Origin of the sequence: Leifsonia sp. AG29 (assembly GCF_009765225.1) — a bacterium.
GTDB lineage: Bacteria > Actinomycetota > Actinomycetes > Actinomycetales > Microbacteriaceae > Leifsonia.
In genome coordinates, this window is the sequence record NZ_VMSF01000001.1 from 2,103,175 (window position 1) to 2,129,981 (window position 26,807).

Genomic DNA, 26,807 nt, shown 5'->3' on the forward strand with positions numbered 1-26,807 from the left:
CGCCCCGCGTCAGCCGGCCAGCGCCAGGGCGCCTTCCTCGGCCGGGGCCGGAGCCGGGTCCACCAGGAAGCGGGCGTACGCCGGCACGGTGAGGAAGGTGGGGAACTCGTCGCCGAGCGACACCTCGCGCAGCAGCTCGGCCGCGTCGGCGAACCGGTGGTCGTCGCCTCCCGCTGCCGTCAGCCGGGCGAGCTCGTCGTCGAGGGTCCGCGCGACGAGCTGCCGGTCGACCGCCGTGCCCTCCTCCGTCACGACCCGGTTGTCGATCCACTGGCGGAGGAGCGACCGCGAGATCTCGGCGGTCGCGGCGTCCTCCATCAGCCCGTCGATGGCGACCGCTCCGGTGCCCCGCAGCCACGCCTCGATGTAGCGCAGCGCGACCGACACCGTCGAGCGGACACCCGCATCCGTCACGGTGCCGCCCTCGGCGGTCACGAGGAGCAGATCGTCGGCGGTGACGCGCACGTCCGGGCGCTGACGGTCCACCTGGTTCGGCCGGTCGCCGAGCACGGCGTCGAACTCGGCGAGCGCGGTGGGGATCAGGTCGGGGTGCGCGACCCAGGTGCCGTCGAAGCCGTCGCCCGCCTCCCGGCTCTTGTCCTCGGCGACCTTCGCGAGCGCCCGTGCCGTCGCCTCCGGGTCGCGCCGGTTCGGGATGAAGGCGCTCATCCCTCCGATCGCGTGTGCTCCGCGCCGATGGCACGTGGCGACGAGCAGCTCCGTGTAGGCGCGCATGAAGGGGACGGTCATGGTGATGCGGTCCCGGTCGCCGAAGGCGAACCGCCGCCCGCGGCCCTGGAACGTCTTGATGATCGAGAAGATGTAGTCCCAGCGGCCCGCGTTGAGGCCGGCGCAGTGGTCGCGCAGCTCGTAGAGGATCTCGTCCATCTCGAACGCCGCCGGGATGGTCTCGATCAGCACGGTCGCGCGGACGGTGCCCACGGGCATCCCGATCCGCTGCTGCGCGAAGACGAAGATGTCGTTCCAGAGCCGCGCCTCCCGGTGCGACTCGAGCTTCGGCAGGTAGAAGTACGGGCCGCGGCCGCTGTCGACGAGCGCCTGGGCGTTGTGCCAGAAGTACAGCCCGAAGTCGGTGAGGGAGGCGCTGGCCGGGGAGGTGCGCCCCGCCCGGTCGGTGAAGGTGAGGTGCTTCTCCACGAGGTGCCACCCGCGGGGCCGCATGACGATCGTGGGGGTGTGCTCCTGCGGCGTGGTGACCCGGTACTCCTTGCCCTCGGGGCTCGTGTAGCCGAGCCGACCGCGGACGGCGTCGAACAGGGTGCTCTGGCCGCCGACGATGTTCTCCCAGGTGGGGCTGGTGGCGTCCTCCAGGTCGGCGAGCCACACCCGCGCGCCCGAGTTGAGGGCGTTGATCGCCATCTTGGGGTCGGTCGGGCCGGTGATCTCCACGCGGCGGTCCTCGAGCCCGGGGCCGGCGCCGGCGACGCGCCAGTCGTCGTCCTCGCGGATCGCGGCCGTCGCGCTGAGGAAGCGCGGGTCGCGGCCGTTGGCGGCCTCGGTGCGGCGGCGCTGGCGCTCGGCCAGCAACTCCTGGCGCCGGGCCGCGAAGGCCTGGTGCAGGTGGTCGACGAAGGCGATCGCCTCCGGCGTCAGGACGGTGTCGATGCCCGGCGTGCGGGGACCGGTGATCTCGATCATGGTCGTCTCTCCTTCGGACGGATCAGAACTGGTGCTCTTCGGTGGAACCGACCAGGGCGAGCGTGGCGCTGTCGGGGTTGAGCGCGGTCGCGATGCGGTCGAAATAGCCCGTGCCGACCTCCCGCTGGTGGCGGGTGGCGGTGTAGCCGGCGCTCTCCGAGGCGAATTCCGCCTCCTGCAGGTCGACGTAGGCGCTCATCTGGCGCTGCGCGTAGTCCTGGGCGAGCGTGAACATGGAGTAGTTGAGGGCGTGGAAGCCCGCCAGCGTGATGAACTGGAAGGCGTATCCCATGGCCGCCAGCTCGCGCTGGAACCGGGCGATGGTGGCGTCGTCGAGATGCTTCTTCCAGTTGAACGACGGCGAGCAGTTGTAGGCGAGTTTCTTTCCGGGGAATTCGGCGTGCACGGCCTCGGCGAAGCGGCGTGCGAGCTCCAGGTCCGGCTCGGCCGACTCGACCCAGAGGAGGTCGGCGTACGGCGCGTAGGCGAGCCCGCGGGCGATGACCGGCTCGATGCCGTTCCGCACCTCGTAGAAGCCCTCGGCCGTCCGCTCCCCGGTGAGGAAGGGGCGGTCGCGCTCGTCATGGTCGCTCGTCAGCAGGGTGGCGGCCAGCGCGTCGGTGCGGGCGATGACGATGGTCGGCACGTCGGCGACGTCGGCGGCCAGGCGGGCGGCGTTGAGCGTGCGGATGTGCTGACCGGTCGGGATGAGCACCTTGCCGCCCATGTGACCGCACTTCTTCTCGCTGGCGAGCTGATCCTCCCAGTGCACGCCCGCGGCGCCGGCCTGGATCATCCCGTGCATCAGCTCGTAGGCGTTCAGCGGACCGCCGAAACCCGCCTCGGCGTCGGCGACGATCGGCGCCATCCAGTCCGAGATCGCGCCGTCGGTGCCCTCCACCTGGCCGGCGCGCAGCAGCGCGTTGTTGATGCGGCGGACTACGGCCGGGACGGAGTTGGCCGGATACAGGCTCTGGTCGGGGTAGGTCTGGCCGGAGAGGTTCGCGTCTGCGGCGACCTGCCAGCCGGAGAGGTAGATCGCCTCGAGGCCCGCGCGGACCTGCTGGACGGCCTGGTTGCCGGTGAGCGCTCCGAGCGCCGCGACCCACTTCGCGTCGGGACCGGAGCCCTCGCGCTGGATGAGCTCCCAGAGCTTCTCGGCGCCGCGGCGGGCGAGCGTCTGCTCCTCCCGGACCGGCCCGCGGAGAGCGACGACGTCCTCCGCGGTGTAGTCGCGGCGGACGCCGGACCAGCGGGGATCGGCGTCCCACTCGAGGGCCAGCTCGGCGGCGGTCTGGACGGTGTCGCCGGGGCGTCCGGGGTGCGCTGCGGCGTCGGAGCGGTTCATGGTGGACCTCCATCGGTCGGATCGGTTGAGACGATCGTGCCCGGGCCGCAACCGCCTCGGAGCGGATCCGTCGACAGAAATTCCCGGGTTCTTCTGTTTGCCAGAACTTCGGCCGGGTGTCACGATGGCCTGCATGACCGACACCGTTGCCGGACTCGCCGACGAGGACACCGGCGCCGACGCCCTGACGCTCGGCCGCCGCGTGCGCGCCTTCCGGGTGCGGCGCGGTATGACCCTGGAGGCGCTGGCCGCCGCGATCGACCGGGCCCCCTCCCAGCTCTCCGCGATCGAGAACGGCAACCGCGAGCCGCGGCTGGCGCAGCTGCGAGCCATCGCGGCGGCACTCGACGTGACCGTCGACGACCTCCTCGCACCCGAACCGCCGGACGAGCGATCGGCACTCGAGATCGCTGTGGAGCGGGCTCAGCGGGGACCGGTCTTCGCCTCCCTCGGCATCGACCCGATGCGGGTCTCGAAAGCGCTCCCCGACTCGGCGCTGCAGGCCGTGCTGGCGCTGCACCAGGAGGTGGAGCGCCTCCACCGGGAGCGCGCGGCGACCCCTGAGGAGGCGCGGCGCGCGAACGCCGAGCTGCGCGCGACGATGCGCGCCCGGGACAACCACTTCTCGGAGCTCGAGTCGATCGCCGCCGGACTGCTCGCGGTCGTCGGGCACACCGGCGGTCCGGTCTCGCACCAGACCGTGACCGACATGGCCGACCACCTCGGCTACTCGCTGCACTACGTGGGCGACCTGCCGCACTCGACCCGGTCGGTCACCGACAAGCGCAACGGCCGCATCTACCTGCCGACCGAGCACAGCGCCTCCCGGGACTCGCGCTCGCCGATCCTCCAGGCTTTCGCGTCGCATCTGCTCGGTCACGACGAGCCCAGAAATTACGCCGACTTTCTGCGGCAGCGGGTCGAGACGAACTATCTGACCGCGGCGCTCCTCCTGCCGGAGAAGGACGCGGTCGCCTTCCTCACCGAGGCCAAGAACTTCCGGCGCATCTCGATGGAGGACCTCCGCGACGCGTTCGCGGTGTCGTACGAGACGGCCTGCCACCGGTTCACCAACCTCGCCACGGCGCGGCTCGGTATCCCGGTGCATTTCATGAAGGTGCACGAGTCGGGGACCATCATCAAGGCGTACGAGAACGACTCGGTCGCCTTCCCGTCGGACGCGCTCGGCGCGATCGAGGGCACGCCGGTCTGCCGCAGCTGGACGGCGCGGACGGTCTTCGACGTCGCCGACCGGTTCAGCCCGTACTACCAGTACACGGACACGCCGAGCGGGACCTTCTGGTGCACGTCGCGGATCGAGAAGGCGAAGGAGGGCGACTACTCGGTGAGTGTGGGGGTCCCGTTCGCGCACGTGAAGTGGTTCCGAGGGAGGGAGACGGCGAACCGTGCCGTCTCGCACTGCCCGGACGAGTCGTGCTGCCGCCGCGCGCCGTCGGCCCTCGCCGAGCGCTGGGAGGGGATGTCGTGGCCCGCGGCGCGGACGCCCACGTCGCTGCTCGCAGCCCTCCCGACCGGGACGTTCCCCGGGGTGGACGCGACCGAGGTCTACGACTTCCTCGAGCGCCACGCCCCCACGGCCTGACCGCCCCCTCTCGGCGCACCCCCCACCATCGAGTCCCCCAAGACTTCACGTTTTCGGCGCCCGACCCAGCACTCTGGGGGGACTCGATGGTGGGGCGGGGTCAGTCGAGGAGGAGCTCCCGGACCGCCACGCCGTACGGCTCGAGCGTCAGCGTCGGAGACGCCTCCCCGCCGAGAGTGCGCAGGCGGCCGGCGACCTCGGGCGTCACGGTGACGGGCCCCTCGTGCTCCGAGAGGAACACCACGAACCGGCGGCCGTCGGCGTGCACCAGCGAGTCCGCGAACACGAGCGGGTCGTCGAGCCGGACGTCGCGTTCGAGATCGGCCGCCGCGGCGAGCGCGTCGTACACCCGCCACGTCTCTTCGGGGTTGACGCGCCCCTGCGCCGAGGCGAAGAACTCGAGCGGGTAGGTGCACAGCACTGCCCGTCCGGCACCGTGCTCCTTCACCACGATCGCGGGGCGCCCCAGCGCGTCCACGGCGACGACTCTTCCCGAGGTCGCCGTGACCGGGAGGCGCGTGCGCCCGTTCTCTCCCCCGGCTGGTCGGAACGACAGCGCGGCTCCCGCAGGCAGGTTGCCGAACGCCTCCACGAACCGCAGTTCGACGAGCTCGTCGGTCACCGGCTCCGCGAGCCCGTACGCACTGTCCGGGCGCACCCCGAACAGCTCCTCGCTGCTCGTCCACCACGGGCCCCGCTGGACCGGGCTGTCACCGTGCGAGTAGGAGGCGTAGACCGTCGCACCCTGCTCGGCGAACCCGATGAGCTGCTGCCACGAGGAGGCGCAGAGCTGCTTCACCGACGGCAGCAGGTACAGCCCGTACCCCGCCGGAAGCCCGCCGTCCTCCTTCTCGCGGACGACCGCCACCGGGATGTGCGCCTCATGAGCGGCGACGTACGCCTGCTCGCCCGTCGCGACGATGTGCGCCCGCTCCGCCTCCTGGGTGAAGGGATAGTCGGCAGCGAGGTGCGACGGGACGACCAGCGCCGCGTCGACCGGAGCGCGCCGGGCCGAGGCCAGGTCGATCGCCGCCAGATCGGACGCGAACCGGGCGAGCTCCCGGAGGGGCGGCTTCGGGTTCCCGTGCCGATCGGTGATCCCGAAATGCATCTCGAAGGGGTGGTGCGAGTACGGGCGCTGGCCGGCGAGGTCGTCGTAGTCCGTGTTGTTCCACGCGATCCACCCGGTCGCCCCCGCGAGCAGCGTCGAGTAGAGCAGTTGCCGGTAGTAGGAGGCGGCGCCCGCGTCCGACACGAAGTCGCTCGACAACCCGAACTCCTCCATGATCACGGGGAGCCCATCGCCGGCGGCGAGCTCGGCGATGTACGCGGCCTTGAGGTGCTGGCGCACCTGGTCGGTCTCCATCCGGTAGACGTGCGGACCGATGAAGTCGGTGTACCGCGCCAGGTCACCGACGGAGAAGCCGTTGTCGTGACCGGTCGTCTCGATCCCCCAGGCGCCGTCGCCGACGGCCACCGGCTGCGTCCCTCCCCCGGCGCGCACCGCGTTCACGAGGAGGGACGCCCACGCGTCGACGACCGGGCGGGGCGCCTCCCCGCCGTAGATCGGCACCTCGTTGGTGAGGAGCCACCCGCCGACGGCCGGGTGCGCGGCGAACCGCGCAGTGAGCTCGCGCACATACCAGGCCTGCCGCCCCACGAACCACACGTCGCTGTACAGGTCCCGGCCTTCCCGCCAGGCGGGGTCCCAGTTCTCGCCCGACATGTGCCCGACGAGGAAGGTGGGCACGGTGGTCATGCCGACCTCGATGTGGGCGTCGAGGAAGTCCGCGAAGTTCGCCACGCACTGCTCGTCGAGAGAGTCGGGCGTCGGGTGGAAGTCCGGCCAGTAGAAGAACGAGCGAGTCATCGTGAGGCCGTGCTCGGCGAGCACCTGCAGCTCCTGGCGGACCACCTCCGGGTCGTACCGGGTCCACATGAGGGGGCCGCCGGTCCGGGACCAGAAGTTGGCGCCCAGCCAGACGACCGGGGCGTCTCCGACGGAGAGCACGGAGGAAGGACGGTCCATGATGCCTTTCGGGACGGTGGGGCGGCGCGCGGCGCGGCGCGGCGGGCTACTTGACGGCGCCGGCCGTGAGGCCCGCGACGAAGTTGCGCTGCAGCAGGAGGAAGGCGACGACGATCGGGATCGAGACCACCAGCGAGGCGGCCATGATCTGGTTCCAGTACACGTTCGTCTGGGTCGAGTACAGCTGCAGGCCCACGGCCAGGGTCCGGTTCTCGTCGGTCGTCATGACGGAGGCGAAGAGCACCTCGCCCCAGCTCGTCATGAACGAATAGATGGCGACGGCGATGAGCCCGGGACGGGCGGCCGGGAGCACCACGTGCCAGAGCGCGCCCATGGGGCCGGAGCCGTCGACCTTCGCCGCCTCGTCGAGATCGCGCGGGATGCCGTCGAAGTAGCCCGCGAGCATCCAGATCGAGAAGGGCAGCACGAACGTGAAGTACGTGATGATGAGGCCCCACCGGGTGCCGACGAGCTGGATCCCGACCGCCTGGTTGATGTTCACGAAGATCAGGAACAGCGGGAGGAGGAACAGCACGCCCGGGAACATCTGGGTCGACAGCACCGTCGTCGTGAACACGTTCCGCCCCTTGAAGCGGTAGCGCGACACGGCGTAGGCCGCGAAGACCGCGATGACGAGCGAGATGAGGGTCGCCGCGCTCGAGACGATGAGGCTGTTGACGAAGTACGACGCGAGCGGGACCGTCGTCCACATGTCGATGAATGGCTGGAACGTGATCGTCTGGGGCCACCAGGTGAAGGCGCTCTGCACCTCCGACAGCGGCTTCATCGACGACGTGACCATCACGTAGAGCGGCACGACCGTGAAGAGGGTCAGGAAGACGATCACGACCCAGCGGAAGATGTGCGAGGAGCGGGTCTCACGCATGGCGGTCCCTCCGGTTGACGACGATCAGGTAGGCGCCGGTCACGACCAGCAGGAACAGCAGCAGCAGCACGCTCATGGCGGCCCCCGAGCCGAAGTTCCAGGTGAGGAACGACGCGTTGTAGATGTGGAACGAGATGAGGTCGCCCGCGGCCGGCTGGGCGTTGCCGCCGAACAGCACGTAGGGCGTGTTGAAGTCGTTGAAGGTCCAGAGGAACATCACGAGGAGCAGCACCGCGTTGACCGGGCGCAGCATCGGGAGCGTGATCGAGCGCCACTGGCGGAACGGCTTCGCACCGTCGACCGCGGAGGCCTCGTAGACGTCGGACGGGATCGACTGCAGGCCCGCCATCAGCATGAGGAAAGCGAACGGCCAGAGCCTCCAGATGGCGACGATGACGATCGCCCAGAAGGCGTTGCCCCCGATCAGCCAGAACGGCTTGTCCCCGGGCAGGCCGAGGTTGTCGAAGAGGAAGTGGTTGATCGCGCCGGTGTCCTTCTGGAACATGAACTTCCAGGTGATGATGCCGGCGTAGAGCGGCAGCGCGTACGGCACGAGGAACAGGGTGCGGAAGATCGCGCGGCCGCGGAACCTCCCCTGGAGGGCGACGGCGGCGGCCATCCCGAAGAACCAGGAGAGGCCGACGACGAGGATCGTGAACCCGACCGTGACGAAGAACGAGCGGAGGAGCCCCGCGCCGATCGACGAGTTGAAGTCGAGCGCCACCATGTAGTTGTGCAGTCCGACGAACGGGGCCTCGCCCCAGTTCGCGATGAAGAACTTCGTCAGCTGCAGGAAGCTGATCCAGATGCCGGTGAGCATCGGGACGATGTGGATGAGGAGCTCGAACACCACGGCGGGCGCGAGCAGGACGAGCGGCAGCCACCAGCCCTTGGGGCGGCGCCGCTTCGGCTTGGCGGGGGCGGGGGCGGCCGGGGCGGTGCTCGCCGGGCCGCGGACGTCTGTCGTCGTCGACATGGGTCTCCTTCAGCTGGTCGGTGCCACGGGGCGCGACGCGGTGCCGCGCCGCGCCCCGTGCTGGTCGTGCGGCCGGCTCAGCCGCCCATCGACTGCTTGACCTGGTCCTGCGCGGTCTGCATCGCCGCCTTGATGTCGGCGTCGGAGACCGTGCCGCCGGTGGCGATCTTGGCGAACATGTCGTTCATCGCCTTCCCGACGGTGTTCTCGAACTGGTCCTCCGCCGGGACGAGCGGCAGCGGCTTCGCCATCTCGTTGTAGATCTTCTGGAACGTGGCCGCCTCGTCGGCGTTGTCCGTGAACTCCGCCTTGGCGCCCGCGAGCACCGGCAGCGTGGCGTACGGCTTGGCGAGCCTCGACTGCACCGAGGAGCTCGTCATGTACTTGACGAACTTGAGGGCCGCGTCCTTGTTCTTCGTGTTCTTGAACACCGACAGGTTGATGCCGGCCGGGAACGAGGCGATCTTCTTGCCGCCCTCCGGCGCCGGGAACGGGACGACCCCGTACTGGTCGCTCTTCATGCCGTTCTTGACGATGGAGGAGTCGGCGTTGTTCTGGCTGAGGATCATCGCGACCTTGCCGGTGGCGAAGTCGTTGACAGCCTGCACGCCGTTGTCGTATTGCGCGTTCGACGGGTTCACGACCTTGTCGGTCTGCATGAGGTCGAGGTAGCGCTTGATGCCGTCGACGTTGGCCTGCGAGGTGAACGTCGGGTTCCCCTTGCTGTCGAACCACTCGCCCCCGTTCTGCGAGCCGTTGATGAAGGCGAAGTGCACGTTCTCGGTGTAGCTGCCCGCGGCGAGGGAGAAGCCGTACTGCGTGCCGTTGGTGAGCTTCTTCGCCGCGGCGACGAGCTCCTCCCAGGTGGTGGGAGGCTGCACACCCGCGTCGCTGAACATCTTCTTGTTGTAGTAGAGGCCGTAAGCCAGTCCGTAGAGCGGGACGCTCGTGACGGGCTTGCCGGCGGCGCCGCCGGTGTCGAGCGCGGTCTTGACGAACTTGCTGCTTCCGCCGATCGCCTTCATGTTGGCGTCGTCGAAGGGCAGGAAGGCGCCGGTCGCCTGGAGGGAGGAGGCCCACGTGTTGCCGATGTTCAGCACGTCCGGGCCCTGGCCCGAGGTGACCGCGGTCTGGATGCGGGTCTGGAGGTCGTTCCAGCCGATGACCTCGAGCTTGACCTTGGTGCCGGTCTCCTTCGTGAACTCGTCGAGGACCGGCGTGAGGACCTGCTTGTCGTTGTCGAGGCTGGTGCCCTGGTTGCTGGCCCAGTACGTGAGCGTTCCCCCGCTCGACGACCCCGATCCCGAGCTGCTGCTGCAGCCCGCGACCACGAGCGAAACCGCTGCGGCGATGGCGGCCGCGGCGATGGCGCGTTTCCTCATTGTGACTCCTTCGTCTCTTGATGGGAGGGGCGCCTCCGTCGATCCTGATGCGCGACGGTGCGCTCCAGCGAGCATAAGTTAACCGGTTCAGTAAGCGCAACCGTTGAAATCGGCGCCTCCCCGGGTGTACGCCGCCGCGTCAGCCGGCGATCGCCGCGCCGCCGCGTCGCCCGACCGGGACGCTCGTCGCGCGCATGATGAGCTCGGACGCCCGCGCGTGCGAGACCTCCGGCACGACGCCCGCGAGCTGGTCGAGGAGCATGCGCGTGGCGCGCCTCCCCTGCTCCTCCGGGAACCGGTCGAGGGCCGTGATCGGCCGCGAGCCCAGGCGGCACAGCAACGAGTCGTCCCAGGAGACGATCGCGACATCGTCACGCGCCGCCCGGGTGAGAGCCGTCTGCACGCCGAGCGCGAGGAGGTCGTTGGAGGTGAGGACGGCGGTGATCCCGGGGTCCGCCGCGAGACGCTCCGCGGCGATCCGCTCGCCCTGCTCCATCGAGTAGTCGGAGGCGGCGAACGAGACGCGCATGCCGTGCTCCTCCGACCATCGGGACACCGCCGTGGCCCGGTCGACCTCGTGCTCGAACTCGGTGGGGCCCTGGATGTGCAGCACCCGCGTGTGGCCGAGGGAGGCGAGATGATCGACGAGCAGCCGTGCGTCGCCGGCGGCGTCGTACAGGAGCACGCGGCCGGGAGCGACCGAGTCGCGGTTGCCGTGCAGCACGAAGGCGAGCCCGAGCTCGTCGAGCAGCGGGAGGCGCGGATCGCCGTCCGTGATGTCGAACAGCATCACGCCGTCCACGCGGCGTTCGGCGCTCCAGCGCCGGTAGACCGCGGTGTCCTGCCCGACCGCGCCTCCCACCATCCGGAGGAGGAGCGACTGGTCGGTCTGGCCGAGCTCCGACTCGACGCCGGCGAGAAGGCTCATGTAGTACGGCTCGGTGCCGAGGAGCCCGGGATGGCGGCGGAGCACGATCCCGATGGCGTCGGCTCGGGCCAGCGAGAGAGCGCGCGCACTGGACGACGGGTGCCAGCCCAGCTCCTCCGCCAAAGCCAGGACGCGCTGCCGGGTCTGATCGCTCACCCCGGCCTGGCCGTTGAGGGCGTACGAGACCGACGCCTTCGACAGGCCGAGCCGCTCGGCGAGGCCGCCGATCGTCACGCGTTCCGTGGACATCCTCGTCTCCTTCCGGACGCGCCGCCGGACGGCGCGTCCCGGCGCCCTCGGGCGGGCGCCTGCCGCAGCATCGGGTCGCTGCGGGCACAACGTTACCGGGCACTGAAGCGGTTCAGCACCAGTGGAAGCCCGCGAATCGCCGAAGTCCGCCCGGGTTCGCCGCCGCCGGACGATCCGACCGGCCGGCCACGCGATTCCTGACGGTCGCGGCGGCCGCATCCCGGCAGAATGACAGGCAGCGCGGCACCGGGCCGGAGGGAGTCGATGGTGGGTTCGACGGTATTCGAGCGCGAGCGGCCCGCGGCGGCCGTCGTCTCGCACGCGCTGCGCGGGTCGCGCAACGCCGTCTTCTGGACCGAGGACGCCCCCGGCGACCACTATCCCCGGCTCACCGGCGACATCTCGTGCGACCTCGCGGTGGTCGGCGGCGGCTACACCGGGCTGTGGACGGCCCTCCTGGCCAAGCGGGCGGATCCGTCCGCGCGCGTCGTCCTCCTGGAGGGACGCAGGATCGGATGGGCCGCGTCGGGCCGCAACGGCGGCTTCTGCGAGGCGAGCCTCACGCACGGCGACGAGAACGGCCGGACCCGCTGGCCCGGCGAGTTCGAGAAGCTCCGGCGACTCGGGAGGGAGAACCTCGACGAGATCGAGCGCACCGTCGCCGAGCTGCGACTCGACGCGGGCTTCGAGCGCAACGGCGCGATCGACGTAGCGACCGAACCGCACCAGGTCGAGTGGCTGCGGGAGGAGGCCGACGGCGACGACGCCCGCTTCCTCGACCGGGAGGCGGTGCGAGCCCGGGTGGACTCCCCCACCTACCTCGGCGGCCTCTTCCATCCGCGCGACTCGGCGCTCGTGCACCCCGCGCGACTGGCCCGCGCGCTCGCCCGCGCCTGCGAGAGCGCGGGCGTCGAGCTGTTCGAGCACAGCCCGGTCGAGTCCATCGGCGACGGGACCACGCTCGAGACCCCGGACGCTGTGATCCGCGCGCGCCGGACCGCCCTGGCGACCAACGTCTTCCCCAGCCTCCTCAAGCGGAACCGCCTGGCCACCGTCCCGGTCTACGACTACGTGCTCATGACCGAGCCGCTCACGCCGGAGCAGCGCGCCTCCATCGGGTGGGAGGGGCGCGAGGGCGTCGGCGACTCCGCGAACCAGTTCCACTACTACCGGCTCACGCAGGACGACCGCATCCTGTTCGGCGGCTACGACGCCGTCTACCACTACGGCGGACGGGTGCGCAGCGCTTACGAGGAGCGGCCGGCGAGCTTCACCCGCCTGGCCTCGCACTTCTTCACGACCTTCCCGCAGCTGGAGGGCCTCCGCTTCACGCACCGCTGGGCCGGGGCCATCGACACCTGCAGCCGGTTCTGCGCCTTCTTCGGCACGGCGCGCGGCGGCCGCGTCGCATACGCGACCGGGTACACCGGGCTCGGCGTCGCGGCGACGCACTTCGGGGCCCGCGTGATGCTCGACCTGCTGGACGGCCGCGAAAGCGAGCGAACGGCCCTCGAGATGGTGCGGTCGCGCCCTGTGCCGTTCCCGCCCGAACCCGCGGCCGCGCTCGGGATCGGGCTCACGCGCTGGTCGCTCGACCGCGCCGATCATCGGGAGGGGCGGCGCAACCTCTTCCTGCGCGCTCTCGACGCGGCGGGCATGGGATTCGATTCGTAGCCGCCGTCGGTCTCAGCCCGAAGCGCCGCGGGCGAGCAGCGCCGCGTGCAGGGCGCCGACCGTCTCGCCGTCGTCGAGATCCATGCCGAGGAGCTCCTCGATGAGCGCGATCCGCTGGTAGAAGACGGAGCGCGAGAGGTGGCTCGCCGCGGCCGCCCTCGTGCGGTTGCCCGGGTGCGTCAGGTAGGCGCGAAGCACTTCCAGGAGGTCGCCGCCGGTCGCCAGGTCGTACTCGATCAGCGGGCCCAGCAGCTGCTCGGTGTGCTCGAGCATGCGGGGGTCGCCGCCGAACGCCGTCACCAGCCGCAGCAGGGGCCGGTGCTCGACGCGCTGCACGACCCGGGAGGCGCCCATCGCGCGCCTCGGGTCCGCGAGCGCTGAGAGCTCCGCGGCCTCCTCGAGGGACGCGAGCAGCCCCGGGATCCCGCGGGACTCGGAGCCCGCGGAGACGACGGGAGGCGCGTCGCGCCGCTCCTCCCCGCGGGCGCCCGACGACCGCACCCCTGGCCCCGCCGCCGCGGCGAGAGCGCCGAACAGCGCATCCGAGAAGGGACGGCCGGGTCGCGCCGCGAGCGCGACGACGACGGTCGACGGGAGCGCCGGGTGCACCCCCGCGAGAGCGTCGGCACCCCACGACCGCGCCGCGTCGGCCAGACGCCGCGCGACGTCGCCGATCGGTTCCGGGGGCAGCGCCGGCCGGAGGCGGACGGCGACGCCGACGACCGCTCGCCCGGTCACGGGGAATCCGGCGGCCTCGAACCGGGCCGCGAGCCCCCCTTCGCTGGCGAAGCGCCGGCCGAGCAGGGCGGCGAGGAGGGCCTCCTGGCTGCTCCGCACCCAGACGTCGTCCGGCTCAGCAAGCCGGCCGAGGGCGAGTGCGACGGCGGCCTGCTCGAGCACGGTCGACCTCCCCGCCGGATGCGGCCGGCCGGGCAGGGCGACGAGGTAGCCCCAGCGCCGGCCCCGGGCCTCGACCGGCACGATCGTCCAGTCGCCGTCGGCGGCGCCCGGCGCCGATCGCGCGGGAGACGGCTCGGCGCGATGCGCTGCTCGCGAGCGCTGCTCCCACCCGCCGAGCTCGGCCTCCTCGTCCGACAGTCCGTCGGCGGTGATCACCCGGTGACCGGTGTCCTCGAGCACCACCGGCGCCCCGAGGACGCGGGCGGCCTGTTCGACGATGAACTCGGCCGGGCTCCCGCGCAGGGCGAGCTGGGTGAACAGCGCGTGGAGCTCGTCGCGGGCCCGCAGCGCGGTCATCTGGTCGGCGATGATGCGGGAGTGCACCGCCTCGGTGACCGCCACGAAGCGGATCTCGCGATGGAGGACGACGAACGGCACGCCCGCGGCCTCGAGCTCTGCCACGAGCGCGGGAGGCGCCTGCCGCATCGGATCGCCGAGCTCGAGCACGAGCCCGGACACCCCGTCGTCGGCGAGCTGGCGGCCGAGCCTGCGGAGCGAGACGTCGTCCGACGGCCAGCCGACGCCCGTGGCGAGGAGGAGCTCTCCGCCGGAGACCAGCCGGGCGGCCGCGACCGTCTCGGCGACGTGCACCCAGCGCACCGGCGCGCCCAGTCCCTCCCGGCCGGCGACGACCTCGGGGAGGCCTTCGGCGAGCGCCTCCATGCGGAGGACCTCTCGCACGGTCGGCAGCACGGAGGCGGTCTTCTGACCCCCCATCGGACGATCTGTGTGGTCGCTGCCCAAGCCCCGACGATCTGGCATCACCGCGTGCCCCTTCGCTCTGTGATCATTGGGAGGAAAGCTTACTGTCCTCGCCGGGCAGAACGTCCGGCGAGCATCGAGGAGGAACTGTGGCCCTCATCCGTCATGTCATCGCGGGCGTCGCCGCCGGGGATCCGGTCCGCACCGGTCCGGTGTTCGACCCGGCCACCGGCGAGCAGCAGCACGAGGTCGTGCTCGCGAGCGCGGCCGAGACCGAGCAGGCGATCGCCGCCGCGCGCGCGGCCTTCCCGGCGTGGCGGGCGACCAGCCTCACCAAGCGTGCGGACGTGCTGTTCCGACTCCGCCATCTGCTCACCGAGCGCCGCGACGAGCTGGCCGCGATCGTCACCTCCGAGCACGGCAAGGTGCTCTCCGACGCGGCCGGCGAGATCGGGCGCGGCCTCGAGAACGTCGAGTTCGCCTCCGGCCTCATCGACAAGCTCAAGGGCGAGTACAGCGAGCAGGTCTCGACCGGCGTCGACGTGCACAGCGTCAAGCAGCCGGTCGGCGTCGTCGGCTGCATCACGCCGTTCAACTTCCCGGTGATGGTCCCGCTCTGGATGGTGGCGAGCGCCATCGCGTGCGGCAACACCGTCGTGCTGAAGCCGAGCGAGAAGGACCCGAGCGCCTCGGTGTTCCTGGCCGGCCTGTTCCGTGAGGCGGGTCTCCCGGACGGCGTCCTCAACGTGGTCCACGGGGACAAGGAGGCGGTCGACACGATCCTCGACTCCCCCGACGTCGCCGCGGTGAGCTTCGTCGGCTCGACCCCGATCGCCCGCTCGATCTACCAGCGCGCGAGCGCGAACGGGAAGCGCGTGCAGGCACTCGGCGGCGCGAAGAACCACATGGTCGTCCTGGAGGACGCGGACATCGACGCCGCCGCGGACGCCGCCGTCTCCGCGGCGTACGGCTCCGCGGGCGAGCGCTGCATGGCGGTCAGCGTCGTCGTCGCCGTCGGCGAGGTCGGGGATCGGCTGGTCCCCGCCATCCAGCGGCGCATCGGTGCGCTCCGCATCGGGCGCGGGACCGACCCGGCCAGCGAGATGGGGCCGCTCATCACCCGCGAGCACCGCGACAAGGTCGCCTCGTACGTGACGGGCGCCGCCGCCGAGGGCGCGACCGTGGTCGAGGACGGCACCCGGCGCTCGTTCGACGGAGACGGCTTCTTCGTCGGCGTCAGCCTCCTCGACCACGTGAAGCCCGGCATGAGGGCCTACGACGACGAGATCTTCGGCCCCGTGCTGTCCGTCGTGCGCGTCGACACCTTCGAGGAGGCCGTCGAGCTCGTGAACGACAACCCGTACGGCAACGGCGTCGCCCTGTTCACCCGCGACGGAGGCGCCGCCCGCCGGTTCGAGTTCGAGATCGAGGTCGGGATGGTCGGCATCAACGTGCCCATCCCGGTGCCGGTCGGGGCGTACTCTTTCGGCGGCTGGAAGAACTCGCTGTTCGGCGACTCGCACATCTACGGACCGGAGTCCTTCCACTTCTACACGCGGAGCAAGGTCGTGACCACGCGCTGGCCCGACCCCGTCCAGTCCCGCGTGAACCTCTCCTTCCCCGGCAACTCCTGATCGGAGCCATCATGACCGACACCCTCCCCGCCGCGGCCCGGACCGGCGCCGCCGAGCGCACCGGCTTCGCCGACCGGCACGGCGTCCAGCACCCCTTCGGCGACGCCGAGGCCGAGGCGCAGGTGCGCAGCGACGACCGCAGTCACGTGTTCCACTCCTGGAGCGCACAGGCGCAGATCGACCCGCTGCCGATCGCGGCCGGTGAGGGCTCCACGTTCTGGGACTACCAGGGCAACGCCTTCCTCGACTTCAGCTCGCAGCTCGTCAACCTCAACCTCGGGCACCAGCACCCCGACCTCGTCGCCGCTATCCAGCAGCAGGCCGGCCGGCTGGCGACGATCCAGCCGTCGATGGCGAACGACGTGCGCGGCGAGCTCGCCCGCCGCATCGCGGGCGTCGCGCCCGGCACGCTCGACTCGGTGTTCTTCACCAATGGAGGCGCGGACGCCAACGAGTACGCGGTCCGGCTCGCCCGGCGGGTGACCGGCCGCCGCAAGGTGCTGTCGATGTACCGCTCGTACCACGGCGGTACGGCCACGGCGATCGCGCTCACCGGCGACCCGCGCCGGTGGGCGAACGAGCCGAGCGACCCCTCCGTGGCGCACTTCTTCGGCCCGTACCCGTACCGGTCCGCGTTCCACTCGACGAGCCCCGAGGAGGAGACGGCCCGAGCCCTGGAGCACCTCGAGAACGTCATCGTGCTGGAGGGCGCCGCGACCGTCGCCGCGATCATCATCGAGACGATCGTCGGCACGAACGGCGTGCTCGTCCCTCCCCCGGGCTACCTCGCCGGTGTGCGCGAGCTGTGCGACCGGTACGGCATCGTCTACATCGCCGACGAGGTGATGGTCGGCTTCGGCCGCGTCGGCGAGTGGTTCGCCGTCGACGCCTTCGATGTCGTCCCCGACCTCATCACCTTCGCGAAGGGCGTCAACTCCGGGTACGTGCCGCTCGGCGGCGTCGTGATCTCGGACGCGATCGCCTCCTTCTTCGACGACGTGTCGTTCCAGGGCGGCCTGACGTACTCCGGTCACCCGCTCGCGTGCGCCGCCGGCGTGGCGACCTTCGACGTCTTCGAGCGCGACGGCATCCTCGAGCGCGTGCGCGACCTCGGCAGCCGGGTCGTCGAGCCGGAGATCACCTCCTGGCTCGACCGCCACCCGTCGCTCGGGGAGGTGCGCGGCCGCGGGCTGTTCTGGGCGCTGGAACTCGTGCGCGACCGCGAGACGCGGGAGCCGCTCGTCCCGTTCAACGCGACGGGTGCCGACGCGGCCCCGATGGCCGAGGTCGCCGCCGCCTGCAAGAAGGCCGGCGTATGGCCGTTCACCCACTTCAACCGCGTGCACATCGCGCCGCCGCTGATCATCGAGGAGGACGAGCTGCGCCGCGGCCTGGCGGCCATCGACGCCGCTCTGGCGGTCGCCGACCGCTACGCGCGCTGACCCGGGCCGATAGTGTGAGCAGATGAGTGAACCCGGAGACGGCCGCGTCGCGGTCTACATCGACTTCGACAACATCGTGATCTCGCGGTACGACCAGGTCCACGGACGCGGGTCGTACATGCGCGACCGCCCGAAGTCGAGCTCGGCCGCTCCGAAGGGCGCTTTCGCCGACAAACTGGAGGAGGCCCGCGTCGACCTCGGCGCGATCCTCGACTTCGACTCGTCCTTCGGGACGCTCGTGCTGACACGGGCCTACGCCGACTGGTCCTCGGCGGTCAACGCCGAGTACCGCGGCCAGCTCGTCGGGCGCGCCGTAGACCTGGTGCAGCTGTTCCCCGCGGCCGCCTACGCCAAGAACGGCGCCGACATCCGTCTGGCGGTCGACGCCGTCGAGGACCTGTTCCGCCTTCCGGAGCTCACGCACGTCGTGATCGTGGCCGGCGACTCCGACTACGTCCCGCTGGCCCAGCGCATCCGCCGCCTCGGCCGCTACGTCGTCGGCATCGGAGTCGCCGGATCCACGGCGAAATCGCTCGCGGCCGCCTGCGACGAGTTCGTCAGCTACGACGATCTCCCGGGCGTCGCCCGCGACGAAGCCGCCGACGCGGCGATCGCTCCCGAGGTCGAGGTCGAAGAGGCCGCTGAGGCCGCTGAGGCCGACGAGACCGCAGCCGCCGCGGTCGCAGAGCCTGCCGCGCCGACTGTCCCCGCGGCGAAGGACGGTGCGGCGCCGGCCGAAAAGCCCGCGACATCCGCCCGGAGGCGCTCCTCACGGAAGCCGAAAGAGGCGGCCGAGCCCGCCGCTGTCGTCGAGGCCTCCGACGAGACCCTCGACGAGCGCCAGCAGACGGCCACGCGCCTCCTCGCCCGCGCCATGCAGCTCGGGCACGAGAAGGACGACTCCGACTGGCTGAACAGCGGGACCGTCAAGAGCCAGATGAAGCGGATGGACCCGTCGTTCAGCGAGAAGGCGCTCGGGTACCGGTCGTTCAGCGACTTCGTGAAGTCCCGCGCCGACCTCGTCGAGCTCGACGACAGCACGACGGCCCAGCTCGTGCGCCTCGCGCCGACCAGGCCGCGCCGGGCGCGCCACAGCGGCCGGGCCACCGACCCGGTGAACTCCTGACCCGCGTCCCTCCTGGCTCGCGCTCCTCCTGACCCTCGTTCCTGCTGACACCAAGCGGGCACACAGCTTCGGCGGGTTGCATGCAGGCCATGGCACGACAGTGGATGGCGACGAATTGGGGCGGACCGGAGGACTGGGAGTTCGCGGAGGTCAAGACCCCCGCACCCGGCGCCGGTGAGGTGACGATCCGGGTGACCGCGGCGGGCGTGAACCCGGCCGACGCGAAGCACGTCCGGGCACCGCGTCCCGGCGTGACCCTCCCGGTGCCCATCGGCTACGAGGTCGCCGGGGTGATCTCGGCCCTCGGACCCGGCACCGAGATCGCATCGGGAGGCGGTGCTCCCGGCGACGAGGTCGTCGCCTTCCGCATCCAGGGCGGCTACGCGACCGAGGTGACCGTTCCCGCGAAAGATGTCTTCGCCAAGCCGCCGCGGCTCGCCGACGAGGAGGCGGCGAACCTCCTCCTGGCCGGGACGACCGCGGCACAGATGCTCCACGTCACCGACGTGCGTGCGGGCGAGACGATCCTCGTCCACGGCGCGTCCGGTGCGGTCGGCGTGAGCGTGCTGCAGCAGGCCGCCGAGCTCGGCGCCCGCGTCATCGGCACGGCGAGCGAGCGCAGCTTCGATCGGGTCCGCCGGTTCGGGGGCCTCCCCGTGGCCTACGATCCAGGGCTCGCCGAGCGCGTCCGCGAGGCCGCGCAGGGCCCGATCGCGGCCGCCCTCGACACGGTCGGAACCGCGGAAGCCGTCGATGTCTCGCTGGAGCTCGTGCCCGACCGCCTGCGGATCGTCACCATCGTCGCAGCGGACCGCGCGGAACAGGAGGGGTTCCACGCGGTCTTCGGCGCTCAGCCGGGGAGCCAGGCCTACCGCGACTCGGTGCGGGCCCGCCTCCTCCAGCTCGCCGGAGAGGGGCGGCTGCAGGTGCCCATCGCGCGGACCTATCCGCTGGCGCAGGCACCCGAGGCGCTGGCCTTCCTCGCCGAAGGGCACCCCGGCGGCAAGATCGCACTGCTGCCCTGAGCCCGCTCTGCTCGACCGCCTAGCGCTCCTCGAACGCGCCGCGCTCCGCGTCCGCCTCCGACATGACCACCATGCCGCCGGTGCGCTGACTGGTGTGGAGGAGCGCCTCCATCCACCGCTCGTTCAGCTTGGGCGGACGGCTGCCCGAGAAGACGAACGCCATCGGGATCTCGCGGCTGATCCAGAGGCTCATCCGGCCGCCGCCGTTCTCTGCGGGGATCTGCCAGTTCAGCAGGAAGCTCTCGTGCCGGCGGAGCTTCGTCACGATCGCCATCTTCACGTGCGACAGGGTGCGGTCGTCGAACTCGTACTCCTGGCCGCTGAAGCCGTAGACGAGACGGCCCATCAGGCCTCCTTCTTCCTCGCCCTGCTGGCTCGATAGCTGCCCTCCGGGACCTCCTGGCGGATCTCGGCACGCAGGGCGTCCTCGAGGAGGAGCCCGCCGTTGCTGTTCGCCCGCTCGGTGAGGATGGTCAGCCAGTCGCGGTTCAGCTCGGGGAGGTCCGAGCCCGAGAACACGAACTGAACCGAGATGGAGGGGTCGAGCCAGATCGAGCGGAGCGTTCCGCCCGGCGCCGTCGTGCGGTCGTTCCAGATCAGGAGGAACCCCTCCCGGCGCCGCAGCTTCGTGGAGATGACCGCCTGCAGGTGGGCCAGCACCCGGTCGTCGAACGTGAAGCCGTCCGCACCGTCGTAGATCAGGGTTCCCATGCGTCCTCCCGCACTCACTTTCGCGGTGCCGCCGCGCGTCGTCAAGTCGCGCGGCCCGCAAGCCGTAAAGTCCGGCCATGGACGCTCTCACGCGAACCATCAAAGCGGCCCTCCTCTACGAGGACGGCCGGACCCTCGACAGCGTCGTGGTCGTGCCGCTCATCGGAGGGTGTCCTCCGGGCGAGATCCGCGTCGCCACCACGTTCGCCGGCGCCCTCGCCTACGACGTGTACGAGCTGGCCGACGACGAGGAGTACTCGTCGATGCCGGCCTACCCGTACCGCTCCACCATTCCCCTGACGACCGCGGACCTCGACGACTGAGCCCGGGTAGCGTGGAGGGGTGACCCCTCCCGTCCCTCCGCCGCGCGCGCGCGGGAGCCGCCGTGGCCGCGCTCAGCGTCGGGACCCTCCTCAATCCGCTCAACTCGTCGATGATCGCCGTGGCGCTCGTGCCCCTCCAGCACTCGTTCCGGGTCGACGTGGCGACCGTCACCTGGGTCGTCACCTCGTTCTACCTCGCGTCGGCGGCGGGTCAGCCGCTGATGGGCCGCCTCGGCGACCGGTTCGGCCCGCGCCGTCTCTTCCTGTTCGGCATGCTCGTCGTCGCGGCGGCGTGCGTCGCCACGCCCTTCGCTGGCTCGTTCGCCGGGGTCTGCGCCGGGAGGGTCGCGCTCGCCATCGGGACGGCGACGGCGTTCCCCTCGGCCATCTCGATGCTGCGACCGATCGCGGCCTCCTCCGGCGTCGGCAGTCCGCGCCTGCTCGGGCGGATCCAGATCGCGAACACGTCGGGGGCCGCGATCGGGCCGGTCCTCGGGGGCGTGCTGCTCACGTTCCTCGGCTGGCAGGCGATCTTCTGGGTCAACGTGCCGATAGCGCTGCTCGCCTTCGTGGGCGTGCGGCTCGCCGCTCCGCGCGACCCCGAACGGGAGCGCACACCGCTCAGCCGTACCCTGGCCGAGTCCGACATCCCCGGCATCGTGCTGTTCATCGGCACGCTCACGGCACTGCTCGTCTTCCTCCTCGACCTGAAGCCGCAACCGCTGTGGGGGCTCCTCCCCGTCGCGGTGCTGTGCGGCGCGCTCTTCGTCTGGCGCGAGCTGCGCGCCCGGGTGCCGTTCCTCGATCTCCGGCTTCTCGCCCGCAACCGGCGCCTGATGCTCGTGTACCTGTCGTTCGCGCTGTTCAACGTCGTGTACTACTCGGCGTTCTTCGGTCTCCCCCAGTTCCTCCAGGAGCACGGCGGCTACCCGGCCGGGATCGCCGGGCTCCTGATGTTCCCCCTCGCCGCGGTGACGATCGTGGTCACCCCGCTCGCCGCGCGCTCAATCGAGGGCGTCGGGCTGCGTCCGACGCTCCTCGCCGGCGCGGTCGCTCTCGTCATCGGGGCCGCACTGCTCATCTTCGCCGCGGCGACGACGGCGGCCTGGGTGATCCTGCTGCTCACGGCGGCACTCGGCATCCCGTACTGCGTCGTGAGCATCGCCATGAACCAGGCGCTCTATGCCTCGGCCCGCCCGGAGGAGAGCGGCGTCGCCGCCGGGATCTTCCAGACCTCGCGCTACGTCGGCGCGATCGTCGCGACCACTGTTCTCGGACTGCTCTTCACGGGAGGTACGACTCCCGCGCAGTGGACCACCGCTGTCGTCGTCGCCACCGGCCTGGCCATCGTCCATCTCGCCCTTCTCGTCCTCGTCCGCCCCGGTGGCCGCGACGGGACGGCCGGTGCCACGGCGGCTGCGCGCTCGTAGACTCCGCGCATGGAGCTCTGGCTGGGAGGCGGCGCACTCGGCACGCAGCTGCTGCTGCTCGGCCTGGCGTTCGTGCTGACCGGCATCATCGGCATCGAGCGCGAGAGCCGGCTGAAGAGCGCCGGCCTGCGGACGCACATCCTGGTCGGCGTCGGCTCGGCGCTGTTCACGCTCATCTCGGCCTACGGATTCGTCTCGCTCGGGTTCGCGCCGAGCGATCCCGGCCGGATCGCCGCGCAGGTGGTGACCGGCATCGGCTTCCTGGGCGCGGGCGTCATCTTCGTCAACCGCGGCAACGTCGTCGGTCTGACCACCGCGGCGTCGGTCTGGGTCGCGGCCGGCATCGGCATGGCGTGCGGGGCGGGTCTGCCGCTGCTGGCCGTCGCGGGCACCGTCCTCCAACTCATCGCAGTGGGAACCATGCCGATGGCGGAGCGCGTGCTCCGTCGCACCGCGGGCGCGACCCTCACTGTGCGAGCGGCCCGCGACTCGGGCGCTCTTCAGGCCGTGCTCGAGCACTGCGCGGGATCGGGACTCCGGACGCGGATCGACCAGGTCGCGCGGGCGGCGGGCGGCGCGGACCTCGAGCTGACGCTGCGGATCCGCGGGCGGCGCACGGACACGGAGCGGCTCGCGACCGAGGTGGCGGGGCTGGACGGGGTGACGGCCGTGCGGGTCGGAGACCCGGCTCCCCGCTGATGCATCGGCGCATCACCGGGGAGCACACCGCGCCGGGTAGATTCGGGGGATGCAGGTGGTGGTGGCGACCTCTCACGGTGACGGCCGTCTGGTGGTCTCCCCCGCGACGCGGCCGATCGCCGGGCTGTGGCTGGGGCACGGCGCGGGCGGCGGCATCGAGGCACGCGATCTGGCGGAGCTGGCCGCTGGGCTCCCGGCGCGCGGGATCAGCGTGGTGCGCTACGAGCAGCCCTGGCGCGTGGCCTGCCGCCGTGTCGCCGCTCGTCCGGCGACGCTCGACGAGGCCTGGGTCGAGACGGCTCCCCGCGTCCGCGAGCTGATCGGAGACGCCCCGCTGGTCGCCGGGGGCCGGAGCGCCGGGGCGCGTGTCGCCTGCCGCACCGCGGCCCAGGTGGACGCCGCCGCGGTCGTCTGCCTCGCCTTCCCGCTGCACCCGCCCGGCCGACCGGAGAAGTCGCGTCTCGAGGAGTTGCTCACGCCCACCGTCCCGGTGCTGGTGCTCCAGGGAGAACGGGACACTTTCGGCAGCGCAGACACCGTGGCGAGGGAGGCGGCCGGTCGCTCCGGGATCCGCGTCGTCCCCGTCCCGGGGGCGGACCACGGGATGAAGGTGCTCGCCTCCTCTGCCGTGCCCCAGCAGGAGGCGCTCGACCTCGTCACCCGAGCGGTCGCCGACTTCGTCGCCGCGGTGGTGTGAGCCCGGTGGAACCCGCCCACCCAGATGGCCGCCTCCGACACCGTTCCGGCGCCCTCCTCCCCCGTCACCGCTTCGCGAACGGAGGGCATCCGCGCTCGCGCCGCCTGAACCGCCCTCCTTCCCCGCCGCACCCCGGCGTGTCGACCCGCACCTCCTCCCTCCCCGAGATCCCCGGCCCCAAACAGCCCGCTCCGGCGTATCGTTCGGCGCCATGAACCCCATCACTCCTTCGGACGGCGGCCGTCCCTCCCGTTCAGAACTCGCCGACTTCGCCGCGCGGCTCGAGGCGCTCGGCCCGCAGACCCCGGTGTTCCCTCGCACCATCGTCTCGATCGACGCCGGCCATCTGTTCCACAGCCTGGGCACGGGAGCCGACCTCACGCTCCCGTCGGGTGCAGCGACGGGCGACACCCTGTTCGCGCCGAACCTCAACCCGGCGTTCTTCTACTCCTGGGACGTCCACACCGGGCAACCGCCCGACTGGTTCCGCGTCACCGTCCGGTTCACACCCGCCGACTTCGGCATTCAGGCGACCAGCGCCTACCTCATCGAGTGGATCGTGCTCCCGTTCTTCCTCGACCCGGGTGCGGAACTCACTGCCCAGGTCTCCGTCGGGGGCGCACCGCAGACGGTGACGTTGAACGATCAGGCGGTCACGAGAGTCCGCATCGGCTCCGCGCCGATCCCGCCGGGCGAGACCCTCACCGCCGAGCTCATCCGGAGCAGCGCACAGGGCAGCTGGATCTGGCTGCGCACCGACATCGGATTCCCGCCGCTGACGAACGAGCCGTAACCGACCCGAACGGACCTCAGCTGGATCGCCCGAAGACGAAGACGCCCGCGGTCCCGACCGGCTGCACGAGGAGGTGCCAGCCCTTCGCCTTCATCGCGTCCGCCGTCTCTGTGAGGGTGGGGTCGACCGTGATGAAGTCGGAGTGGTACTCGTCGGCGATGCTGATCAAACGACTGGCCGACAGCGTGTTGTAGAGGAGGGGCCCCGGGGCGACGCACTGACTGAGGCCGCCGAGGTCTCCGATGCGCTTCTTCCACTCCCGCCAAGGCTTGCCGCCGTACGGGACGTCCTTGCAGTCGACGACGACGGCCCGCTGGGTGACGAGTTTCGTCCACTCGTTGCGGGGCGACGACACGATCACCTTGCCGGCCGGGACGGCCGCCCGCACCTGATCGCCCCACTGGATGAGCGCCTGATTGCTGATGAACCGGAAGTCCGGCCGCTTGATCGTGATCGCCCCGCTGCCCGCCGCCGTGAAGACGAACAGCAGCCCGAGGAGGAACGCCGAGAGACCCATGATGAAGGGACGGCTGACGCGTCGCCGGTAGCGGACACCGAGGATCGCCGACGCCGCGATGATCGCGATGACAGCCAGGAAGAGCGGGCTCGTGACTCCCATGACGTAGCGGAAGGGGCTCGTGAGGAATCCGGCGAGCGCCAGCGCCCAGAGGATGAGGCGGACGATGCTCCACCGCGTGAGCTCGGGCTTCAGGAGGGGCAGCAGAGCCCCCCAGATCGCGAACGGGAGCAGCACAACGCCGAGCCGGTACACGTTGACGCCCTGCGCGAGCGGACCGAGCACGGGGACGCTCAGCGCATCCGCGGCGAAACCGAGCCCGTAGCCCGCGATGGCGAGCCCGACGGTGACCAGCCAGGCGAGCCGCAGACGTCGCGGCAGCAGGAAGACGGACAGCGCCGCGAGCACGATGAGGCCGACCGTCGACATCAGTTCAGGGGCCGACCAGAGATGCGCGGCGCAGTGGTACGGGATGACCGTGTCGCAGATCTCGACGAAGTCGTGAAGGTTGGAGGCCACCGGCCGGAACAGCAGACCGAAGATGACGAAAGCAGTGGTCACCGCGATCGCCCCGACGAGGCGCCAGTCGATGCGCCGGGTGCGGACCACGTCGAGGACGGTGAACGCGCCCAGGATGATCGCGATCACGGCGCCTTCCTGAACGTGGACGATGGCGACGAGCACGGACACCACCCCGGCCAGCCAGCGACGATCGGTGAGCAGAGCCGCCACGGCGAGGTAGACCAGGCTCGCGCTCGTCACGGCCGGCAGCGCCTGCGCGATGACGAGCGAACCGGTGCCGCCGATCTCCCACGGCGTCTGCGAGATGAGGAAGGTGAAGCCGATGGCCACAGGCCACGCGGCACGGCGTGCGACCAGCATGGCCATGAGAGCGGTGGCGCCGCCGAAAGCGAGCAGTCCGACCGCCCAGAACAGGGCGTACGCCGTGGACAGATGACCCGACAGCTGTCCCAGATAGGTGACGATGTCGAAGAACCAGTGGGGCTGCGGCGAGCTCTCCATGAACCAGTCGTTCGCGAAGGCGCCGGGGATCGCCCAGCTCAGTCCCTCCGGGGACAGCACGAAGTGGTCGCCCCACCCGGCGATGTACCCGGCCGCCTGGTTGCCCCACACCTCGAGGGTTCCGAGGAGGACGGCCATGCTGATCGCGAGACCCAGGGGTCCACGGATGTAGCGGACCGTCGTGGTCATCCACGGAGCGGCCTTCACGCAACCACCTCGGGGCTCTGCTGGACGCTCAGGGCGCGCCGGGCACGGCGCAGGCGCAGCAGGCCGACCCCCATGTCCCAGGCGTCCGAGATCCGGACCGTCGACGGCTTCGGTGCGTGGTCCTTCGACAGCACGACCGGGACCTCGGCGATCGAGAGCCCCTGGAGTTCCGCGGCGTAGATGAGCTGGGTCGTGAACAGGAAGCCGGGCTCGGTGAAGAGCGACACGTTCTCACGGAGCCAGTCGCCGTCGGCGATGATGGTGCCCTGCGAGTCGCCGACCTCCGAGCCCAGGAGGGCGCGCCGGAACACGCGATAGCCGTAGGTGTACAGGTGGCGGTGGACGTGACGGTTGATCTGGGAGCCGGGGTGCGCCTTCGATCCGATGATGATGTGGGGCCGCGGGTCGAGCTTCCTCGCTTCGTCGACATCGGTGAAGTCGAAGGGGAGGTCGTCAGCAGTGAGGAGCACGAGCGGCGCGGTCGACATCTCGATGCCGACCCGCAGCGCGTTGCCCATGCCCTTCTCCGACTGAGCGAGGCGGAACCGGACGTGAGGGGTGTCCTTGGCCAGCTCCTGCGCCAGCGGCCAGGTGAGGTCGGTGGAGCCGTTCTCGACGAGGATGATCTCGGTCCGGCCGTGGGAGAGGTACGCGAGCCAGCGCTCGATGGTGCGGGCGAGGACCATCGAGCTGTTGTGCAGCGGGATGACGATCGAGAGGCCGACGTGGCGGTTCCACGGGTGATCATTCATAGGACGAGAGCTCCAGCAGGACTGGCTGCTCC

At 71.1% G+C, this 26,807-nt stretch carries 23 protein-coding genes; 11 read left to right on the forward strand and 12 right to left on the reverse strand.

Annotation, left to right across the window (positions count from 1 at the left end; all coding sequences use genetic code 11):
* Positions 1 to 9: 9 nt before the first annotated feature.
* A complete protein-coding gene (gene aceB, locus FPT20_RS10125; protein WP_158864918.1) occupies positions 10 to 1,659 on the reverse strand; it encodes a malate synthase A in 1,650 nt (549 codons plus the stop codon).
* A gap of 22 nt (positions 1,660 to 1,681) precedes the next feature.
* A complete protein-coding gene (gene aceA, locus FPT20_RS10130) occupies positions 1,682 to 3,007 on the reverse strand; it encodes an isocitrate lyase (RefSeq protein WP_158864920.1) in 1,326 nt (441 codons plus the stop codon).
* 124 nt (positions 3,008 to 3,131) lie between these two features.
* Here aceA and FPT20_RS10135 point away from each other — a divergent pair, with 124 nt between their 5' ends.
* Positions 3,132 to 4,610: a helix-turn-helix transcriptional regulator gene (locus tag FPT20_RS10135; RefSeq protein WP_158864922.1), complete on the forward strand. Its 1,479-nt coding sequence runs from the start codon at positions 3,132 to 3,134 to the stop codon at positions 4,608 to 4,610.
* Between the two features lie 100 nt (positions 4,611 to 4,710).
* On the opposite strand, the gene FPT20_RS10140 is transcribed toward FPT20_RS10135, so the two are convergent.
* From FPT20_RS10140 to FPT20_RS10160, 5 genes are all read right to left on the reverse strand, one after another.
* Positions 4,711 to 6,639, reverse strand: coding sequence for a cellulase family glycosylhydrolase (locus FPT20_RS10140; RefSeq protein ID WP_158864924.1), 1,929 nt, complete (start codon positions 6,637 to 6,639; stop codon positions 4,711 to 4,713).
* Positions 6,640 to 6,685: 46 nt separating this feature from the next.
* Positions 6,686 to 7,525: a carbohydrate ABC transporter permease gene (locus FPT20_RS10145; protein WP_158864926.1), complete on the reverse strand. Its 840-nt coding sequence runs from the start codon at positions 7,523 to 7,525 to the stop codon at positions 6,686 to 6,688.
* Positions 7,518 to 8,501, reverse strand: a complete 984-nt coding sequence (locus tag FPT20_RS10150; protein ID WP_158864928.1) for a carbohydrate ABC transporter permease — start codon at positions 8,499 to 8,501, stop codon at positions 7,518 to 7,520. Before FPT20_RS10150 ends, FPT20_RS10145 begins: the two co-directional genes overlap by 8 nt.
* Before the next feature lie 77 nt (positions 8,502 to 8,578).
* A complete protein-coding gene (locus FPT20_RS10155) occupies positions 8,579 to 9,883 on the reverse strand; it encodes an ABC transporter substrate-binding protein (RefSeq protein ID WP_158864930.1) in 1,305 nt (434 codons plus the stop codon).
* Between the two features lie 139 nt (positions 9,884 to 10,022).
* Positions 10,023 to 11,060, reverse strand: a complete 1,038-nt coding sequence (locus tag FPT20_RS10160; RefSeq protein WP_158864932.1) for a LacI family DNA-binding transcriptional regulator — start codon at positions 11,058 to 11,060, stop codon at positions 10,023 to 10,025.
* 267 nt (positions 11,061 to 11,327) lie between these two features.
* On the opposite strand from FPT20_RS10160, the gene FPT20_RS10165 reads away from it, so the two are divergent.
* Positions 11,328 to 12,734 (forward strand): NAD(P)/FAD-dependent oxidoreductase, encoded by a 1,407-nt coding sequence (locus FPT20_RS10165; protein WP_158868042.1) that lies wholly within the window; start codon positions 11,328 to 11,330, stop codon positions 12,732 to 12,734.
* 12 nt (positions 12,735 to 12,746) lie between these two features.
* Here FPT20_RS10165 and FPT20_RS10170 read toward each other — a convergent pair whose 3' ends face one another.
* Complete coding sequence (locus tag FPT20_RS10170; protein WP_158864934.1) at positions 12,747 to 14,411, reverse strand: PucR family transcriptional regulator; 1,665 nt, start codon at positions 14,409 to 14,411, stop codon at positions 12,747 to 12,749.
* A gap of 134 nt (positions 14,412 to 14,545) precedes the next feature.
* Between FPT20_RS10170 and FPT20_RS10175 the strand changes: the two genes are divergently transcribed.
* The 4 genes from FPT20_RS10175 to FPT20_RS10190 all read left to right on the forward strand — a co-directional run bounded on the left by FPT20_RS10175 (position 14,546) and on the right by FPT20_RS10190 (position 19,623).
* Positions 14,546 to 16,030, forward strand: coding sequence for a CoA-acylating methylmalonate-semialdehyde dehydrogenase (locus FPT20_RS10175; protein ID WP_158864937.1), 1,485 nt, complete (start codon positions 14,546 to 14,548; stop codon positions 16,028 to 16,030).
* A gap of 11 nt (positions 16,031 to 16,041) precedes the next feature.
* Positions 16,042 to 17,472 (forward strand): aspartate aminotransferase family protein, encoded by a 1,431-nt coding sequence (locus tag FPT20_RS10180; protein ID WP_158864939.1) that lies wholly within the window; start codon positions 16,042 to 16,044, stop codon positions 17,470 to 17,472.
* Positions 17,473 to 17,494: 22 nt separating this feature from the next.
* Entirely contained in the window at positions 17,495 to 18,598 is a 1,104-nt protein-coding gene (locus FPT20_RS10185) for an NYN domain-containing protein (protein WP_158864941.1), read from the forward strand.
* Positions 18,599 to 18,687: 89 nt separating this feature from the next.
* Entirely contained in the window at positions 18,688 to 19,623 is a 936-nt protein-coding gene (locus tag FPT20_RS10190) for a quinone oxidoreductase family protein (RefSeq protein ID WP_158864943.1), read from the forward strand.
* A gap of 19 nt (positions 19,624 to 19,642) precedes the next feature.
* On the opposite strand, the gene FPT20_RS10195 is transcribed toward FPT20_RS10190, so the two are convergent.
* Positions 19,643 to 19,969, reverse strand: a complete 327-nt coding sequence (locus FPT20_RS10195; RefSeq protein ID WP_158864945.1) for a DUF7882 family protein — start codon at positions 19,967 to 19,969, stop codon at positions 19,643 to 19,645.
* On the reverse strand, positions 19,969 to 20,334 hold the full coding sequence (locus FPT20_RS10200) for a DUF7882 family protein (RefSeq protein ID WP_158864947.1): 366 nt from the start codon (positions 20,332 to 20,334) through the stop codon (positions 19,969 to 19,971). Before FPT20_RS10200 ends, FPT20_RS10195 begins: the two co-directional genes overlap by 1 nt.
* 77 nt (positions 20,335 to 20,411) lie before the next feature.
* Here FPT20_RS10200 and FPT20_RS10205 point away from each other — a divergent pair, with 77 nt between their 5' ends.
* The 5 genes from FPT20_RS10205 to FPT20_RS10225 all read left to right on the forward strand — a co-directional run bounded on the left by FPT20_RS10205 (position 20,412) and on the right by FPT20_RS10225 (position 24,276).
* Positions 20,412 to 20,657 carry a hypothetical protein gene (locus FPT20_RS10205; RefSeq protein ID WP_158864949.1) on the forward strand — a complete coding sequence of 82 codons (246 nt, stop codon included), beginning with the start codon at positions 20,412 to 20,414 and terminating at the stop codon, positions 20,655 to 20,657.
* A 62-nt stretch (positions 20,658 to 20,719) separates the two neighbouring features.
* Positions 20,720 to 22,087 carry an MFS transporter gene (locus tag FPT20_RS10210; protein WP_158864951.1) on the forward strand — a complete coding sequence of 456 codons (1,368 nt, stop codon included), beginning with the start codon at positions 20,720 to 20,722 and terminating at the stop codon, positions 22,085 to 22,087.
* A gap of 9 nt (positions 22,088 to 22,096) precedes the next feature.
* Complete coding sequence (locus FPT20_RS10215; RefSeq protein WP_158864953.1) at positions 22,097 to 22,786, forward strand: MgtC/SapB family protein; 690 nt, start codon at positions 22,097 to 22,099, stop codon at positions 22,784 to 22,786.
* Between the two features lie 49 nt (positions 22,787 to 22,835).
* The gene (locus FPT20_RS10220; protein WP_158864955.1) at positions 22,836 to 23,483 is read left to right on the forward strand and encodes an alpha/beta hydrolase family protein; all 648 of its coding nucleotides are present in this window, start codon (positions 22,836 to 22,838) and stop codon (positions 23,481 to 23,483) included.
* A gap of 211 nt (positions 23,484 to 23,694) precedes the next feature.
* The gene (locus FPT20_RS10225) at positions 23,695 to 24,276 is read left to right on the forward strand and encodes a hypothetical protein (protein WP_158864957.1); all 582 of its coding nucleotides are present in this window, start codon (positions 23,695 to 23,697) and stop codon (positions 24,274 to 24,276) included.
* A 16-nt stretch (positions 24,277 to 24,292) separates the two neighbouring features.
* Here the strand turns inward: FPT20_RS10225 and FPT20_RS10230 are convergent, their stop codons facing one another.
* Together FPT20_RS10230 and FPT20_RS10235 are read right to left on the reverse strand one after the other, a co-directional pair.
* Complete coding sequence (locus tag FPT20_RS10230) at positions 24,293 to 26,023, reverse strand: DUF6798 domain-containing protein (protein WP_158864959.1); 1,731 nt, start codon at positions 26,021 to 26,023, stop codon at positions 24,293 to 24,295.
* Complete coding sequence (locus FPT20_RS10235; protein WP_158864961.1) at positions 26,020 to 26,775, reverse strand: glycosyltransferase family 2 protein; 756 nt, start codon at positions 26,773 to 26,775, stop codon at positions 26,020 to 26,022. Before FPT20_RS10235 ends, FPT20_RS10230 begins: the two co-directional genes overlap by 4 nt.
* Positions 26,776 to 26,807: the final 32 nt, after the last annotated feature.